Below are 16,239 nucleotides of genomic sequence, written 5' to 3' on the forward strand. Positions count from 1 at the left end.
CTTTAACCTCTCATAAGCCCCATCGGCACTATCACGCTGAGCCTCTCGCCAGCCCCCTTGTGAGGAAGCCTCAGCCTCTCACTCTTTCTTGAAGGCCCGCTAAAATACAAAATATCCAGATCAAGCGTCCTGGGCGCATTTTTAAAGCTTCGCACGCGCTTGAATTTACGCTCGTAATGCTGCAAAATTTTAAGCAAAACGTTCGAGCCAAGGCTCGTTTGTAAATTTATGACAGCGTTACTAAAATCAGCCTGTGCTTCGTATCCAAACGCCGCATTTATCAGTATCGGCGAGCACTCCACGATATGAAACCGCCTATCGTTTGATAACGCTCTTATAAATCTGTCAAAACGCCTCGCGCTGTTGCCGATATTACCGCCAAGCCCGACAAAAGCGCTAAATTTAAAATTTTCATCGAAACCAAAACAGCAGGGACAAAAGCGACTCCTCTCAAGCCTCCTCGCTCCCGCCAGCCTCATAAAACCTCAGCCCCGTCCTCGCGCACGACGACCACGTCCTCGATACGCACGCCAAATTCATTTTCCAGATAAATACCGGGCTCGACGCTAAAGACCATGCCTTCTTTTAAAATTTCATTGCTTTTAGCCGCGATGAAAGGCAGCTCGTGGATATCTACGCCCACTCCATGGCCCGTCGAGTGGAAAAAATCCTTCGCATAGCCCGCATCTGCGATGACTTTGCGAGCGGCAGCGTCTATGTCGCTGGCCTTTGCGCCCACTTTCACGGCCGCTATGCCGGCAGCCTGCGCGCGCTTTACGATCTCGTAGATCTCTTGTCGCTTCGCATTTTTGAAATTTTGCTCTTTTGAAAAATTGAAATTTTCATCAAAGCACGCAGTCCTAGTGCGATCGGAGCAGTAGCGCTCGAATTTCACTCCGGCGTCTAAAAGCAGCAGATCGCCCTTTTTTAAAATTTTATCAGTCGGTAGGGCGTGCGCCTTTGCGGCGTTTTCATTTATCGCGACGATAGGATCGAAGCTTAGATTAAGGCTGTTTTTTTGCCTAAAAATGAGGCCTGCGTTAAAATGTAGCTCCCTTTCGCTCATGCCTTCGCCGTTTTCACGCACGAACGCGGCAAATTCGTCGAAGCATTTCGCGCCTAGCCTCGCGGCCTCTTTTAAAATTTCGATCTCTTTCTCGTTTTTGCAGATCCGCTTTAGCTGCGAGAAATTCGGCTTTGGCTTGAAATTTATACTAAAACCCCTGCTAAGAGCCTTAAAATCGCTCACGCTAAGCTCGTTCGGGTTAAAAACGAGGCTTTTTGGCCTTAGCTTTCTTAAAAGCACTCTTGCCTCACTCATCAAGTATCGCTGCGCTAAAACGACGACAGTATCGCTATTTACAGAGGCTTTAGCCTCGAAATAATACCTCGCGTCGGTGATGAAATATTTCACTGCGTCCACGCAGAGTAAAATTTCATTGTCGCAGCTGTAGCCACACTCGAAAAATACGGCGTTCTCGTCTTTTAAGATGAAATTCATTTATTTTCTTGATTTGCTCTTATGGCTTTGATCTGCTCGAAAATTTGAAGCATACCTATCATCGCCAGATGGTATCCAACAGGTCCAAAACCTACTATCTGACCCGCTGCGATCGGCGCTATGAGGCTTTTATGGCGAAATTCCTCACGGCGATGTATGTTGCTGATATGCACTTCGATGACAGGCAGTGCGACCGCGCTCAGAGCGTCTCTGATAGCGATAGAAGTATGCGTGTATGCGGCCGGGTTTATGATGATGCCGTCGGCTTCACCAAGGCACTCTTGGATCTTATCCACGATCTCGCCTTCAAGGTTGCTTTGGAAAAACTCGATGTCGATGTCGTTTTGATCGGCTACGATCTTCATTTGAGCGTGGATATCTTCCATCTTCATCGCACCGTATACAGAAGGCTCGCGAACGCCCAGCATGTTGATGTTAGGGCCCTGCACGACCATGATTTTTAGCTTCTTATCCATACTTTTCCTTTTTTGTAAAATGTTGTTTGATTATACATTTTTGTTCCTAAATTTTCGCTACAATAAGGAAAAATTTCAAGGTTTTTTATGGAAATTTTAAAGGCCAAATGGCTGATCGTTTGCGATGAAAATTTCAAAATTTTAAAAGATCGTTGCATCGCTTTTGACGAGAAAATTCGCGCTATCGGCAGCGAAAGCGAACTGAGAGCGAAATTCAAAAACGCCAAATTCAGCGAGCTTAGAAACTCCGTCATCGCGCCCGCATTCGTAAATACGCACGTTCATTTGGAATTTAGCGCAAACGCGTCCGAGCTTACATACGGCGATTTCATAGCGTGGCTTGGCTCTATCGTGACTCATGGCGGCGAGCTTGCTAAAAAATGCACGCCAAAGATCATGCAAAAAGCCCTAAATTCTATGCTAAAAAGCGGCGTCGGCACGGTGGGCGCAGTCTCTAGCTTCGGCAAAGATCTGCAGATTTTAGCCGCTTCGCCCGCTAGAGTCGTATTTTTCAATGAAATTTTAGGCTCAAACGGCGAATTCGTAGAACAAAACTGGCTAAATTTCATGGCTAAATTCAAGGCCAGTCAGGCATTTGCCAGCGCTCGTTTCACGCCTGCCATATCGCTTCACTCGCCCTACTCTATCCATCCTGACCTTGCTATAAAGGCGCTAAATTTCGCGCGCGAGAAAGATCTGGTAGTCTGCACGCATTTTTTAGAGAGCAAAGCGGAGAAAAGCTGGCTAGGTAGCGGCACGGGCGCGTTTAAAGAGCATCTAAAGCGCTTTGTCAAAGAGCCAAAGCCGATGTTTAGCGCAGACGGCTATTTTGCGCAATTTTCGCAGCTTAGGACGCTTTTTACGCATTGCGTTTATGAGAGCGATTTTACGAAATTTAAGCCCTATCACTCTATCACGCACTGCGCGGTCTCAAACCGCTTACTTGGCAAAAAAGCGCTCGATCTAGGCGCTATCTTGCGCGCTAAAGTAAATCTAAATATCGGTACCGACGGGCTTAGCTCAAATATCAGCCTAAATTTTTGGGATGAGCTAAGAGCCGTGCTCTTGACGCATCAAAATTTAGAGCTAAATCACCTTGCCAAGACCGTTTTCAAGGCGGCCACAAAAGGCGGTGCAGACGCGCTTGGTATAAATAGCGGCGAGCTAAAGCCCGCTAAACTAGCCGACATCGCTGTTTATAGCGCTCCAAAATGCGATGAGAGCGAGCTTATCTTGCAGCTCATCTTACACACCAAACAGGCCAAAAGACTTTACATAGGAGGAAAAATTTGCGAATTTTAAAGCTCATTTTCGCGCCCGTGGCGGTGATCTTAAAATTTATCAACACCAACTTCAAAGCACTCGTATTTTTGCTGATCTTGATCCTACTCTTTGCACCAAGCGGCGACATAAAGCAGCCAAATTTAGCGCGGATAGACATAAAAGGTGCGCTATTTGACACGGATGAAATTTTAAACAAGCTAGAAGAGCTCAGAAACGATCAAAATATAAAAGGAGTGCTGCTTTACATCGATAGTCCAGGCGGTGCGCTAAGCCCTAGCGTAGAGATAGCCACGCAGGTAAAAAGGCTAAAAGAGAGCAAAAAGGTGCTAGCGTATGCGGGTGGCAGCATGGCTAGTGGCAGCTACTACGCAGGCGTGAATGCGGATAAAATTTTGGCAAACCCGGGCTCTTTCATAGGCTCGATCGGAGTCATCATGCAAGCGCCAAACATAGCCGAACTAGCGCACAAAATCGGCGTCAGCGAGCAGGTCGTAAAGGCCGGAGAGTTCAAGGAGGCGGGCACATTTACTAGGCAATGGAGCAAAGAGGAGCGCGCAAGCCTGCAAAATTTAGTAGACGGCGCGTATGAGCTCTTTACAAAAGACGTGGCACAGGCGCGAAATTTAAGCCTTGATAAAAAGGACGAGTGGGCAAATGCGAGGGTATTTTTAGCTGACGACGCACTAAAAATGGGACTCATAGACGGCGTGTGCGGATATTTTGACGCAAAGAGCGAACTTGAGGCGATGAGCGGCGTAGACGAGCCCGTCTGGCAAGAAAAACCGCAGATCGAAAAGCTGATGGAAAAATTTACGCATCAAGGCATAAATTCGCTTTTTAACGCCTTTTTTAGCGCGCAGGTAAGATAAAATAAGAGTTACCCCGCTCCGCATAGGCGCTGAGCGTGTCCGCGTCACCAAGAGCAAAATTCGTGAAGCATTTCTAGCGAACGTATCAAGCCAAAGAATTTCAAAAAGGACTGAAAATGGGGATATTTGCTAAAATTTTAGCCAAGATGAAAGGCGATGAGGCTAGCGAGATCAATCCTGCACGAGATAACGAGCAAGAGACTTTTTACGCGGACAGCCAAGACGCAGCGATGAGAGAGGCCGCCAAAAAGGCCAGGCAGACGTTTAAATACTTTTGGCGCGAGCTCTACTGGGACAGGCGCCGCATAGTGCCCGCACTTGATATGGCGATGGTAAAGCTGCCGTTTTCGCAAGATGACGGGCGCGAGGTCGAATACATGTGGGTAGATGACGTGGAATTTGACGGAGAGAAAATTTACGGCAGGCTCGTAAATGAGCCGGATACGCTTACGAACATCAAAAAAGGCGACGAGATCGAGGCGCCGCTAGATGAGGTGAGCGACTGGATATTCGTAAGCGAGAGCAAGAGCTTTGGAGCTTTTGGCGTGCAGGCCATGCGCTCAAAAATGAGCGAACAGCAAAGAGTGCGGCACGATGAGGCTTGGGGCGTTAATTTTGGCGACTTTGACGATATTTTGGTGGTCGTCGGGCAAAAGGAGCATCCTCAAAATCTGATCGAACATCCTATGAGCATAAACGGCAAAGATAAATTTGAAAAATTTATAAAAGAAAACTCACGCGAAGCCAGCCTGGCTGACGAGAACGGCTACACGCTGCTTCACAAAGAGGCGATAGCAGGCAATCTCACGACGATCAAAATTTTACTCCAAAATTTCGCCGACAAAAACGCACAGACCGACGATGGCAAAACGGCTTTGGAATTTGCCAGCATAATGGGCTGGGAGCACATCGTAAAAGAGCTAAAGCAAGGCTAAAAACAAGCGACCGGCGTTATGGCTCGCATAAATTCGCGCTAGATTGGACGCTAAATTTAGCCTTTTTGCTCGTATCTGCGAGTATCTCGCACCACATGTAGCTGTCATCGCCGAAACTTCCACGAAAGATCGGCCTTAAATTCAGCCCTATTTTTAGATTTTCACCATCTTTGAAATTTGGACTTTGATATATCAAGAGCCATTTTAAATTCGGTATCTCGCGCTTGGCCGCCATATTTAAAAAGTACTGCGCGCCCTCATACATCACGAGCTTCGCGTCGATACATAGCGAGTCTGAAATTTTCACATCGCGACCGGGCACTTTAAAAAGCGGTATACTCTCATCAAATTTTTGCCGCCTTGAAAAGATGAGAACGTTCGGGCTCTTGCCGCCATTTATCAGTCTCGTATCGAGCCTCGGGCGGTCCGTTCGCACCGTGTTTCCACCGATAACGAGTAGGTCTATCGCGTTTCGTAGCTTATGGACGTGAGTCCTGCTTTGCTCGCCCGAGATCACTCCGCCGTTTGCTACGCCGTTTGCACTCAGAGCGATCTTTAAAAAGCTGAAATTTCCATCCTGCCAGGCTCGAAACGGCGCGATAAGCTCAAGCGCCTTGTCCTTTAAAACGTCAAATCTCACGCACACGCCGCTATCTTTTAAAATTTTAGCCCCTCCGCTTGCTATTTCGTTCTCATCGCGCGCACCGATGACGACCTCGCTGAAATTCAGCCGTTTTAAAAGCTCGGCGCAAGGCGGAGTCCTGCCGTGATGAGAGCAAGGCTCTAATGTTACATAGGCTTTTGCGTCTTTTAGCAGGTTCGCATGATGTGCGAGGATGAATTCGTATGTGAAATTTGGCTCTAGCTCGGCGCTTTTTAGCTCGTCTAGTCCGTTAAAATTTTGAGAGAATTTTGCGCCGTATGCGTCTAAAAATCTAGCTAAAAACTCGTCGCTTAAAGCGCACAATGCGAAAAATACGGCCATCGGCTCGGCATGAAGACAGCCCGCCTTTTTGTGCGCCTCGCAGGATAAAATTTTGCCGTTACGATCCGTTATCACGCAGCCCACGGCAGGATTTGGATAGGTTAGGATTTGAAATTCCCAAGCCTTATTCAAGGCTAGCTGCATATAAAATTCATCGTTCATAAGGCCTCTTTTGGCGCTTTGATCTTAAGCCAGCCCGCTTATCTCGCCTGTTTTGGTATCTATGTGCATATTTAGCGCGCTTGGCGTTTTTGGAAGGCCTGGCATCAGCATTATCTTACCGCAAACTGCCACGATAAATCCAGCTCCTGTGCGTATCTGCAAGTCTTTGACGCTAAATTTAAAGCCCTTTACGCGCCCCAAAAGCTTCGCGTCGTCGCTAAAGGAATACTGCGTCTTTGCGATGCAAACCGGTGATTTTTCAAGCCCCAGCTTTTTGATCTTTTCAAGGGCTTTTTGCGCCGCTTCCTCGAAAACGACCTCGCCAGCTCCGTAAATTTCAGTAGCGATCTTGGTGATTTTGCTTTTCGTATCATCGCTAGTCTCATAGGCAAATTTCATATCGTTTGGCTTTTTTAGCTCTTCAAGCACGAAATTTGCAAGCTCGAGCGCACCCTCGCCGCCTTTTACGAAATTTTCACAAACCGCCATTTTGACACCAAATTTCGCGCAATAATCCCTGACGAAATCTATCTCGCTATCCTCGTCAAAGCCGAATTTATTCAGCGCTACGACTACGTTTAGTCCGAATTTTTGCTTTAAATTTTCGATATGACCGCCTAAATTTGCGATGCCTACTTCAAGTGCGCTCATATTTGGCTTTGTTATGCTCTCTTTATCGGCGCCGCCGTTATATTTGAGCGACCTGATGGTGCTCACCAAGACCACCGCATCCGGTGCTATGCCCGCGACTCTGCACTTTATATCGATAAATTTCTCGGCTCCTAGCTCCGAGCCAAAGCCAGCCTCCGTGATGACGAAATCAGCTAAATTTAGAGCCGTTTTCGTGGCTATGATAGAGTTGCAACCGTGCGCGATGTTTGCAAACGGGCCGCCATGGACGAGAGTCGGCGTGTGTTCGATGGTTTGAAATAAATTCGGCTTCATCGCATCTTTTAAAAGTATGCAGACCGCGTCCTCACAGCCTAGATCGCGCACGTAGATAGGCTCGCCACGATCATCGTAAGCTACCATTATGTTTGCGATGCGCTCTTTTAGATCAGCGAGGCTGGTAGCTAGGCAAAGTATCGCCATTATCTCGCTTGCGGCAGTAATGTTAAAGCCATCCTCACGCTCTACGCCGTCAGCCTTCCCGCCTTGCCCCACGGTGATGAATCTAAGCGCGCGGTCGTTCATATCCATACAGCGCTTCCATAAAATTTTATCAATATTCAGGGGGTTTTCTTGATAGAGGCTATTATCTATCATGGCCGAGATCAGGTTGTTTGCAGAGGTTATCGCGTGAAAATCGCCCGTAAAATGTAAATTTAGATCCTCCATGGGTGCAAGCTGTGAATACCCGCCACCGGCTGCACCTCCTTTTATGCCAAAAACCGGTCCCAAAGATGGCTCGCGAAGTGCCAAACAGACCTTTTTATCAAGGCGATTTAGTGCATCGGCTAGGCCTATCGACATCGTAGTCTTGCCCTCGCCAAAAGGAGTCGGGCTAGTCGCCGTCACCAAGATGAGCTTGGAATTTGACCCCTCAAGTCTTGGCTCGATCTTAGCCTTAAATTTACCGTAAAGCTCCATATCATCTTCGCTAAGTCCTAGCTTGGCGCCTATTTTCGAGATATGATCAAGTTTGGCAAGATGGGTTATTTCGATGTCGCTTAGCATTACCACTCCAGATATGTTTTTGCTTTTTTTATATCGCCGATCTTTATCTCAAACACGCCCTCATCGTTTTCAAGTGCGATACTCTCATCATCGGCTTTCACGAGCCTACCTGCAAATTTCGCCTCGGCAGTTTGAACTTTTACTAGCTCGCCCAGGCTAGCCTTGAAATGCCTCGCCTCACTTAGCTTTCGCTCAAGTCCTGGAGAGCTGACCTCAAGGTTATAATCCCCTGAAATAGGCGGCTCTACGTCAAAAATAGGCGAAAGCAAACGACTGACCTTTTCGCAATCATCAAGACTCACGCCGCCATTTTTCGTGATGTAAATTCTATATATCGCTCGGCCGTTTTCATTTGCTATCTCGGTGTCGTAAAGCTCGACTCCGCACTCTTTTACGAGCTCGTTTAGGTTATCCATTTTTATCTAAGTCCTTTGAAATTTTATCAAAAAGCTTGTCCATATGATTTTGATACTCCAGCCTATCGTCGAATTTAAAGTGAAAATTCGGACAGCGATACCAGCCCTCGGCCGCCATGCAGTGGTTTTGCAAATGCCTAGTGACGCGCTTTAGATGAGCTAAGATATACTCCTGCTCTCTCTCGTCAAACGGCGTCTTATCAAGATAAACAAAGGCATCGTATCTGCCCTTTTTGCACTCTACGTCAGTCACGCAAAGACCTTTTAAAAAGCCATCCTCAAGCGTAGCCAAAGCCTCCGGGATCAGCTCTTTTAGTACACTTTCGGTGCGCATGCGTTTTATCTCGGCCGCGTTCATAGTTTGGCTTGTTCCTCTATCTCTTTGAAGCTCTCGATATAGTCATTTTCGCGGATATCGTTGCAGCCCTCGATGCCTACGCCGCACTCATAGCCTTTTGCGACCTCTTTGACATCGTCTTTAAAGCGTTTGAGCGAGCCCACCATGCCCTCGTAAACGACTACGCCGTCGCGGATCAAGCGGATCTTCGCTCCGCGATTTATAGTGCCCTCGGTCACCAAACATCCTGCGATAGCTCCTATTTTTGGTACGTTTATGACTTGACGTACCTGCGCTTGACCTAGTTGTTCCTCTCTGATTATCGGCGACATCAAGCCTCCAAGCAGAGCTTTTACATCGTCGATGAGATTATAAATAACGTTATAAGTTTTTATCTCGACGCCGCTTTCCTTGGCCTTTTCTTTGATCTCGCCTGTCGGACGGATATTAAAGCCTAGTATCACACAGTCTTTGCTGGCACTCGCTAAAGCCACATCGCTTTGCGTGATGCCGCCAACGCCGGAGTGGATGATATCGACCTTTATCTCCTCGTTTGCTAGTTTTTCCAGGCTGGCCTTCAACGCTTCAAGAGAGCCGCCCACATCGGCTTTTACGATGACTGGAAGAGTCTTTAGCTCGCCCTCGGCGATCTTCGCACTAAGCTCGTCCAGGCTGACTTTAGTCGATTTGCTAAGCTCTTTTTGTCGTAAGTATTCGGCTTTCTTTTGGGCGTATTCGCGAGCTTCTTTGTCGGTTTTTACGCCTATTAGAGTCTCTCCGGCTTCAGCTATCTCGCTAAGTCCCACGATGACGCCACACTCACCGGGCTTTATCTCTTGTAGCGGCCTTCCTTGATCATCAAGCAGGCTTCTTATCTTTCCGTATGCTACGCCAGCTACGACGGTGTCACCGACTCTTAGCGTTCCATTTTCTACGATTATGGTGGCTACCGGACCGCGTCCTTTTTGAAGCGAGCTTTCGATGACGCTGGCTTTTGCACTGGCCTTTGGATTTGCCTTGAGCTCCAAAATTTCAGCTTGTAAAAGCACTATCTCAAGCAGATCGTCTATACCCATACCGGTTTTTGCGGATATCGGCACGAATTCATACTTGCCACCCCATTCCGTCGGCATTATATCAAGCTCGGCAAGTCCGGTTTTTACAAGATCGGGATTTGCCGCCTCTTTATCCATTTTATTTATGGCGATGATGATAGGCACACCGGCTGCTTTCGCGTGATTTACAGCCTCTTTGGTCTGAGGCTTGACACCATCATCAGCCGCGACTACGATGATGACTATGTCAGTCACTCCGGCACCTCGCGCTCTCATCGCAGTAAAGGCTTCGTGGCCCGGGGTGTCGATAAAGGTGATATTTTTGCCGTTTTTATTTACCATATATGCGCCCACGTGCTGAGTGATGCCGCCGGCCTCACCTGCTGCTACGCGTGATTTACGGATATAATCAAGAAGTGAGGTCTTGCCGTGATCGACGTGACCCATGATCGTAATCACCGGTGCGCGAGGGAGCAAATTTTCATCATCGCGCACCTCTTCTTCGTAGGCTGCTACATAGTCGAATTCTTTTTGATCGTCGATGATGTTTACCTCGACATTGAACTCATCGGCTAAAATTTCGATCGCATCCTCGTCTAAAAAGTCGTTTTTGGTAGTCATCATGCCAAGCATGAATAGCTTGCCGATGATCTCGCTTGGCTGCTTGTTCAGCTTCTCGGCGAATTCATAAACGCGTATCTCTTTTGGGATGTTGATAGACGTCACGGCTTCGCTATTTTGCTTATTTTCAGGCTTTTTATGTTTTTTCCTAGCGCGGCGCTGTATGCCGCCCTCGCCGAAAGGATTTATCGTATTGTTTATCGTCGGCTTTAACACGTTTGGCTGTTTTGTCTTTTGCATCGGCTGAGGCGTCGGGGTCTTGAAGCTAAAATCAGGTAAAACTACGACGTCTTCGTCTTCTATCACGATATCGCCAAAGTCGCTCGAGCCAAGCAGATCCATCTTTTGCGCGCTGTCTTTTTTGGTCGCGACGACCGGCTTTTTGTCTTTCTTTTTCTTACGGGCTAAATTTTCATCCGAGCTTGCAAACATATTTTTAAGGCTGTTTATCTCTATGGCTTCTGTATTTTTAGCCCTATTTTCATCTCGTTTGATAGGCGCGGGCTCGAATTCTTTTTTCTTCTTTACGATCACCAGGCCGCGGCGCCTTTGGCTGACATCGGCCAGGCTCTCTTTTGGCCTTTGAGGCTCTGAAATTTCATCTTTTATTTCGGGTTTGGATTCCGCCTCTTTTGGCTGCGGCTCTTGCTTTATTTGCTCTTGCTTAGGCTGTGTCTCGATCTTTTGTTTTTTTACGCTCTCTTGATCTTTTTTGGCTTTAGCTTCATCGGCTTTATGCGATTTGGTATCTTTTTTTTGTGTGGTAGAAGCCTTTGCAGATTTTTCCTCTTTTTCTTTCGTCTGCTTTTTGCCGGTCTCTTTTTCGCTCGGCTCTTTTAGTTCTTTTTTAGGCTTGACTTTTGGTTTTTCTTTTTTAAATTTCTCCGGGATCACGCCGCTTTGGACGTATTCGTATATCGCCTCGGCCTCCTCCAAACTCACGGCGTTTGAATGTGTTTTTACCTTAAGCCCCAGCTCTTGAGCCTTTTCGACTATCTCTTTGCTCGGATAGCCAAGCTCGTTTGCTATCTCTGAAATCCTAACATTGCTCATTTAAGAGTTTCTCCTTTAAATTTGACACCTCTAAGCTAACGCCCTTTATGTATTTGTCAATTATTTTTTTTAACACTTTTTCATCTTTTTGCAAACACTCCTCGCACAGGTAAAAACTGCGCCCTTCGCCTTTGCCGTATTCTAAGACGGATCCGACCACGCGATATCTCTTTAAAATCGGCTGAGGCGCTTTGAGCTTACACGAAACACACGTTCTTATGGGATTGTTTTTATGCATTATATCTTTTTCTTACTTGTTTTTAGCTTTGCGTCATCACAAAACCGTCGTTGTCAAACGAAAAAATATGAACGGCAAAATCGCTAAATTTAGCCTCCAGCACGCGCTTTAAATTTTGTGCGTCATCCGCATAGGCGATATTTAAAAAGCTTGAGCCAGACCCAGAAAGAGAGCTCATCAAAGCCCCATTGTCATAAGCTGTCCTCCTCACGTCAAAAAGCGCGTCAAGCGCCTTCATCCTGCGCTCCTCGTGTATCATATCCTGGCATGCGATCTTTAGCAGATCGTATCTTTTCTCGCAAAAACACGATGTCAAAAATGCAGCGTGAGAGAGGTTATTCACGCACTCTTTCATAGTGTAATTTTTAGGTAAAATTTGACGAGAAGATGACGTGCTCATCGGCTTATCCGGGATGACGACCACGGCTTTTATGCTCTCATCCAGTAAAATTTTATTTGCGTAGATCGCGCCGTTTTGCACCACTGCGCTTATAAAGCCGCCAAGAACGGCGGGCGAGATGTTGTCAGGGTGATTTTCATAGATCAAAGCCTTGTTTAAGATCACGCTCTTTTGCACCTTAAATCCGGCCATCGCATAAGCGCTGGCTATCGCGCTTATTATCACGGCGGAGCTGCTTCCTAGTCCGCGTGAAAAGGGGATTTTGTTGTCAAAAACGATACGAAAATTTTCATTTTTGCCCGTTAGCTCTGAAAAAATTTCATTAAAAATACTTATAAAAAGGTTGTTTCGCTTTAAATTTGGATTTTGGCTTCCTTCGCCGTTGATCGAAACAGAGCTAAATTTCGACGGCTGTATGCTTACTTCGTTATAAAGCTTCAAACTTAAACCAAGAGCGTCAAAACCCGGCCCAAGATTTGCGCTAGTTGCGGGAACTATAATGTTCAAAAATTCTCCTAAACCGCTTGGATGATATAATCTGGAAGTGTATCTTTTTTTAGTTTTAAATTATCTAAATTTTGGGGCAGACAAAAGCCTTTGGGCTCGATTTTTTCCAGTGTGATCTCGTTATTTCGTTTGACGAAGCTTAAAATTTTATTGGCTCTGATCGGTCCGCCATCGTTTAGCTCAAAGCCGCTTATAGCGTAAAATTCGCACTCTTTCACCATACAAAAGGTCTTTAAAATAACATAAGCAACCTTTAGTCCCATGAAGCTTCCGGGCGTGTTTGCGTATATGATTTTTTCGATGTTATATTTTTGATTTAAATTTTCAAGTATGCTTATGAGTGCTTCGCTAACGTGCTCTTGCTCGCAAATTTCACCGAATTTCACTCCGTTTTCATACAGCCCGACAAGTAAAGGAGAAGATGGCGAAACTACGAGAATTTCGATATTTTTTATGCAAAGACCTTTTGGTAATCTTTAAGCAATTCACCGCTAAGTGTTGCGATCTCGTAGTTTTTCTCATCGGCCAAGACTGCCAATGTCAGCTTATGGTTTAGATCGTGGCTTCCTGCAAATGCGATATAATCGCCCAAAAGGGGCGCACCAAGCAAACTTAGATCGCCCACTGCGTCTAAAATTTTATGCCTTACGAATTCGTTTTCAAACCTAAGACCTTCAGGATTTAAGATATGCGTATCATCGATCGCAACGGCATTGTCAAGCGATGCACCAAGTGCTAAATTTTGAGCTTGGAGGCGTTGCAAATCTTTTAAAAATCCAAACGTCCTAGCGCGCGCTATCTCTTTTACGTAGCGGCTTTTGCTAAATTCAAAAACGTATCTTTGCTCGCCGATCACAGGGTGATTAAATTTTATCGTATAGTCGAATTTTGGATTTCTAGATGGAACGGTTCGCACGAATTTCGAGCCTTCCGCGACCTCGACTTCCTTACGCACCAAGATCACTTTTTTACCCTCGTCAAGTTGCTTTACACCAGCCTCGTCAAGCAACATACAAAAGCTTATGGCACTGCCGTCCATTACTGGAATTTCGTTTGCATCGACTAAAATTCTGATATTATCTATGCCGTATCCGTTTATCGCACTCAAAAGATGCTCGACCGTGCTTATAAAACCCTTTTCATTGCCTATCACAGTCGCCATTTGCGTATTTACGACGTTTGCCGGCTCAGCCTTAAAACTAGCTCCTATATCGGTGCGATGAAAAACTATACCCATATTTGCATCAAGTGGCTCAAGCACTAAACGTATCGGCTCGCCCTTATGAAGTCCGATGCCGACGGTCTCGACTCGTCTTGCGATAGTAGTTTGTTTCAACGGATTTCCTTCTTAAATTTTATTGCGCAATGATAGCACTTTAAAGCGATTTTTGCAAATCATTTATTATCTATCATCTTTTTAGCGGCGTCAAGAACGCTAGTCACGTTATCTTTGATCCACTTTTTATCCATCCACTGCTGAGGTCTGACCTCCTCGCCTTGGATCAAAATTCCAAAGTGCAAATGATCTCCCAGTGCCAGTCCGCTAGTGCCGGTCGTGCCTATTTGCTCGCCCGCAGCTACGCTGTCGCCCTCTTTTACCCGAGCACTCGAGCAGTGTCCGTAAAGCGAATAAAGCCCAAATCCATGATCTATTATTATGTTTAGTCCGTAAATTCCATTTTCGGAGGCGAATACGACTTTGCCGGCGTTGCTTGCTATTATCGGTGCGGCAGCGACGCTAGCCAGATCAAGCCCCATATGCCATGACTCGCTCACGTTGGCGTTGTTGTAGGTGTAGTAGCGATGATCGGCGAAATCAGCTACTTTTTTACCGTTTCTAAGTGGATAAAAGGAGGTTATGTCAAAGCCGTTTATCAAATTTTCATCTACTGCGGCGGTAACTTCGGCTATTTTTTGATCGTTGGCGTCGCGAAGCGTCTCATTTACGAATTTCATCCTATCAAGACGAGATAGCGAGCCGGGATCTTTTGCGTATTGGTCAGAGAGATCGACGATCTTGCCGTCTAGGAAGCTATCTTTTAGCGCGATCGTCGAGGTCCTATATTTTACGTTTTCATAAAAATATCTCACATGTGCCTTGCTCTCGTTGCCGGCAAAATCTCTAGCGATCACATCGGCGCTGAAGTTATCCACCTGCACCGGCCATGCTACCAAAGCGGCGTAAAATCCCTCTTTATAAAAAGGCACGGCCTTAAATTTCTTGCCGTAGCTAGTTTGGACATAGACCTCTTTTAGTTGATTGTCAGTGGCTCTAAAAACGACCGTCGCACTGCCGCCCTTTGATATCGAATAAGACTGCGAAAGTATGTAAAGATCGGGCTTTGTCGTATCAAGGACGACTTGCACTTTTTTAGTGGCTTTATTGCCTGAAAAGAAATTCCATTTACTCGTATCAACGGCTTCTATATTCATCTCATAGGTATCTTTTGCTGTGAAAAATCCGGTCTTTGGAAATGTCAAATTTATATCCAGCTCGGGACTTGGCTTTTCGATGACTTGATTTAGTATGTTTAGATCGTTTTTACCGTCGTTCATGCTTATACGAACGAATTTTATACCGCGATCGTCTTTAAATTTTATATTCATCGGCGAGCGTAAATTCCAATAAACTTTATCCTGCACCCCTATCATAGGAGCGTTTCTCTCAAAGTCGCTAGACATGAAAGCATAGCCAAAACCGCCCGCAGCCACTAATAAAATCAAAATAAAAATAGCCCCTAAGCTACTGATACCTCTTTTTTTCATTCAAATTACCTCGTTGATTTTGCGAAATTCTACATAAAATCGATAAATTTTTAGTTAATTATAAAATTTCTCGGATAGTGCGTGCACCAGCCATCCAGTCGTGCAGCTCGCTCCAGCGCTCCTCTTTTATCAGCCTCTCGCAAACCTCTAACTCGCCTTTAAACATATCAATCGCGCCGATGATGTTTTGCTTGTTTTGCTTAAAGATATCTCCCCACATCACAGGAGAGCTCTTTGCAACACGTATCATACCGCGAAAAGTAGGGCCTCCAAGAGCCATTATATGACGCTTGTCTTCCTCTTTTAAAATTCCGCTTGCAAGTGAAAATGCGATAGCGTGAGGCAAATGAGAGATGAGCCCCACATGATGATCGTGCTCATCGGCATTCATGAAAACTATCTTCATACCAAGATGAGAAAAGAGCTCGACGCTGCGTTTCACGTGCTTTTCTCCGCTTTCTTCAAAGTCGCAGATAACGACTACTGCGCCGTTATAAAGCGTCTTAAATGCAGCCTCAGGACCGGAGTACTCGGTGCCCGCCATAGGGTGAGCGGGGATGAAATTTTTACGTATGCTAAGTGGGACGGCCTCGATGATCTTTTGTTTGGTAGAGCCTAGATCGATAACGGTCGTATTTTCATCGATATCGGTCAAATTTTGCACGATCTTGATGATCGCTTCGACCGGGATCGCTAAAAATATGATATCGCACTTTTTTTTCATCTCGTCAAGCGTCAAAATTTCATGCACCAGCCCAAGCTGCAGAGCTTTTGCCTGATGATCTTCGTTTAGATCGTATCCGCTGACACAAGAGACCAGCTTCTCATCTTTTAACGCAAGCCCCAAAGAGCCGCCCATCAATCCAAGTCCTACTATGCCTACTTTCATAAAATCGCCTTTAAAATTTTCAAATTTACATACTTTAAAAATAAAATATGATATTATACGACTTTATA

16 protein-coding genes are annotated in these 16,239 nt (G+C 45.8%); 3 read left to right on the top strand and 13 right to left on the bottom strand.

Annotated features, from left to right (window positions below; genetic code table 11):
- Nucleotides 1-2: 2 nt before the first annotated feature.
- The 3 genes from folK to aroQ are packed head-to-tail and all read right to left on the bottom strand — an operon-like array spanning nt 3 to nt 1,977.
- Nucleotides 3-479 (bottom strand): 2-amino-4-hydroxy-6-hydroxymethyldihydropteridine diphosphokinase, encoded by a 477-nt coding sequence (gene folK, locus HMPREF1139_RS00195; protein WP_009649361.1) that lies wholly within the window; start codon nt 477-479, stop codon nt 3-5.
- Nucleotides 476-1,501: a M24 family metallopeptidase gene (locus HMPREF1139_RS00200; RefSeq protein WP_009649298.1), complete on the bottom strand. Its 1,026-nt coding sequence runs from the start codon at nt 1,499-1,501 to the stop codon at nt 476-478. Before HMPREF1139_RS00200 ends, folK begins: the two co-directional genes overlap by 4 nt.
- Complete coding sequence (gene aroQ, locus HMPREF1139_RS00205) at nt 1,498-1,977, bottom strand: type II 3-dehydroquinate dehydratase (protein ID WP_009649297.1); 480 nt, start codon at nt 1,975-1,977, stop codon at nt 1,498-1,500. Before aroQ ends, HMPREF1139_RS00200 begins: the two co-directional genes overlap by 4 nt.
- Before the next feature lie 87 nt (nt 1,978-2,064).
- Here aroQ and mqnF point away from each other — a divergent pair, with 87 nt between their 5' ends.
- The 3 genes from mqnF to HMPREF1139_RS00220 all read left to right on the top strand — a co-directional run bounded on the left by mqnF (nt 2,065) and on the right by HMPREF1139_RS00220 (nt 5,065).
- Nucleotides 2,065-3,279 carry an aminofutalosine deaminase family hydrolase gene (gene mqnF, locus HMPREF1139_RS00210; protein ID WP_009649301.1) on the top strand — a complete coding sequence of 405 codons (1,215 nt, stop codon included), beginning with the start codon at nt 2,065-2,067 and terminating at the stop codon, nt 3,277-3,279.
- Nucleotides 3,267-4,130: a signal peptide peptidase SppA gene (gene sppA, locus HMPREF1139_RS00215; protein ID WP_009649322.1), complete on the top strand. Its 864-nt coding sequence runs from the start codon at nt 3,267-3,269 to the stop codon at nt 4,128-4,130. Before mqnF ends, sppA begins: the two co-directional genes overlap by 13 nt.
- Nucleotides 4,131-4,246: 116 nt before the next feature.
- Nucleotides 4,247-5,065, top strand: a complete 819-nt coding sequence (locus HMPREF1139_RS00220; protein ID WP_009649277.1) for a DUF2314 domain-containing protein — start codon at nt 4,247-4,249, stop codon at nt 5,063-5,065.
- Nucleotides 5,066-5,081: 16 nt separating this feature from the next.
- Here HMPREF1139_RS00220 and ribD read toward each other — a convergent pair whose 3' ends face one another.
- The 10 genes from ribD to HMPREF1139_RS00275 all read right to left on the bottom strand — a co-directional run bounded on the left by ribD (nt 5,082) and on the right by HMPREF1139_RS00275 (nt 16,171).
- Complete coding sequence (ribD, locus tag HMPREF1139_RS00225) at nt 5,082-6,212, bottom strand: bifunctional diaminohydroxyphosphoribosylaminopyrimidine deaminase/5-amino-6-(5-phosphoribosylamino)uracil reductase RibD (protein WP_009649274.1); 1,131 nt, start codon at nt 6,210-6,212, stop codon at nt 5,082-5,084.
- Nucleotides 6,213-6,236: 24 nt separating this feature from the next.
- Nucleotides 6,237-7,889, bottom strand: a complete 1,653-nt coding sequence (locus HMPREF1139_RS00230) for a formate--tetrahydrofolate ligase (RefSeq protein WP_009649296.1) — start codon at nt 7,887-7,889, stop codon at nt 6,237-6,239.
- Nucleotides 7,889-8,305 (bottom strand): ribosome maturation factor RimP, encoded by a 417-nt coding sequence (gene rimP, locus HMPREF1139_RS00235; protein ID WP_009649290.1) that lies wholly within the window; start codon nt 8,303-8,305, stop codon nt 7,889-7,891. The genes HMPREF1139_RS00230 and rimP overlap by 1 nt, the downstream gene beginning before the upstream one ends.
- A complete protein-coding gene (rbfA, locus tag HMPREF1139_RS00240; RefSeq protein WP_009649349.1) occupies nt 8,298-8,663 on the bottom strand; it encodes a 30S ribosome-binding factor RbfA in 366 nt (121 codons plus the stop codon). Before rbfA ends, rimP begins: the two co-directional genes overlap by 8 nt.
- Nucleotides 8,660-11,371, bottom strand: coding sequence for a translation initiation factor IF-2 (gene infB / locus HMPREF1139_RS00245; protein ID WP_009649350.1), 2,712 nt, complete (start codon nt 11,369-11,371; stop codon nt 8,660-8,662). Before infB ends, rbfA begins: the two co-directional genes overlap by 4 nt.
- A 260-nt stretch (nt 11,372-11,631) precedes the next feature.
- Complete coding sequence (gene thrB / locus HMPREF1139_RS00255; protein WP_009649357.1) at nt 11,632-12,516, bottom strand: homoserine kinase; 885 nt, start codon at nt 12,514-12,516, stop codon at nt 11,632-11,634.
- Between the two features lie 8 nt (nt 12,517-12,524).
- The gene (locus HMPREF1139_RS00260; RefSeq protein WP_009649317.1) at nt 12,525-12,902 is read right to left on the bottom strand and encodes a glycoprotease; all 378 of its coding nucleotides are present in this window, start codon (nt 12,900-12,902) and stop codon (nt 12,525-12,527) included.
- Between the two features lie 65 nt (nt 12,903-12,967).
- A complete protein-coding gene (lpxC, locus tag HMPREF1139_RS00265; RefSeq protein ID WP_009649305.1) occupies nt 12,968-13,852 on the bottom strand; it encodes a UDP-3-O-acyl-N-acetylglucosamine deacetylase in 885 nt (294 codons plus the stop codon).
- A gap of 59 nt (nt 13,853-13,911) precedes the next feature.
- Entirely contained in the window at nt 13,912-15,282 is a 1,371-nt protein-coding gene (locus tag HMPREF1139_RS00270; RefSeq protein WP_009649351.1) for a M23 family metallopeptidase, read from the bottom strand.
- Nucleotides 15,283-15,340: 58 nt separating this feature from the next.
- Nucleotides 15,341-16,171, bottom strand: coding sequence for a prephenate dehydrogenase (locus HMPREF1139_RS00275; RefSeq protein ID WP_009649358.1), 831 nt, complete (start codon nt 16,169-16,171; stop codon nt 15,341-15,343).
- Nucleotides 16,172-16,239 lie beyond the last annotated feature (68 nt).

The sequence above is a fragment of the Campylobacter sp. FOBRC14 genome (genome assembly GCF_000287855.1).
Lineage (GTDB): Bacteria > Campylobacterota > Campylobacteria > Campylobacterales > Campylobacteraceae > Campylobacter_A > Campylobacter_A curvus.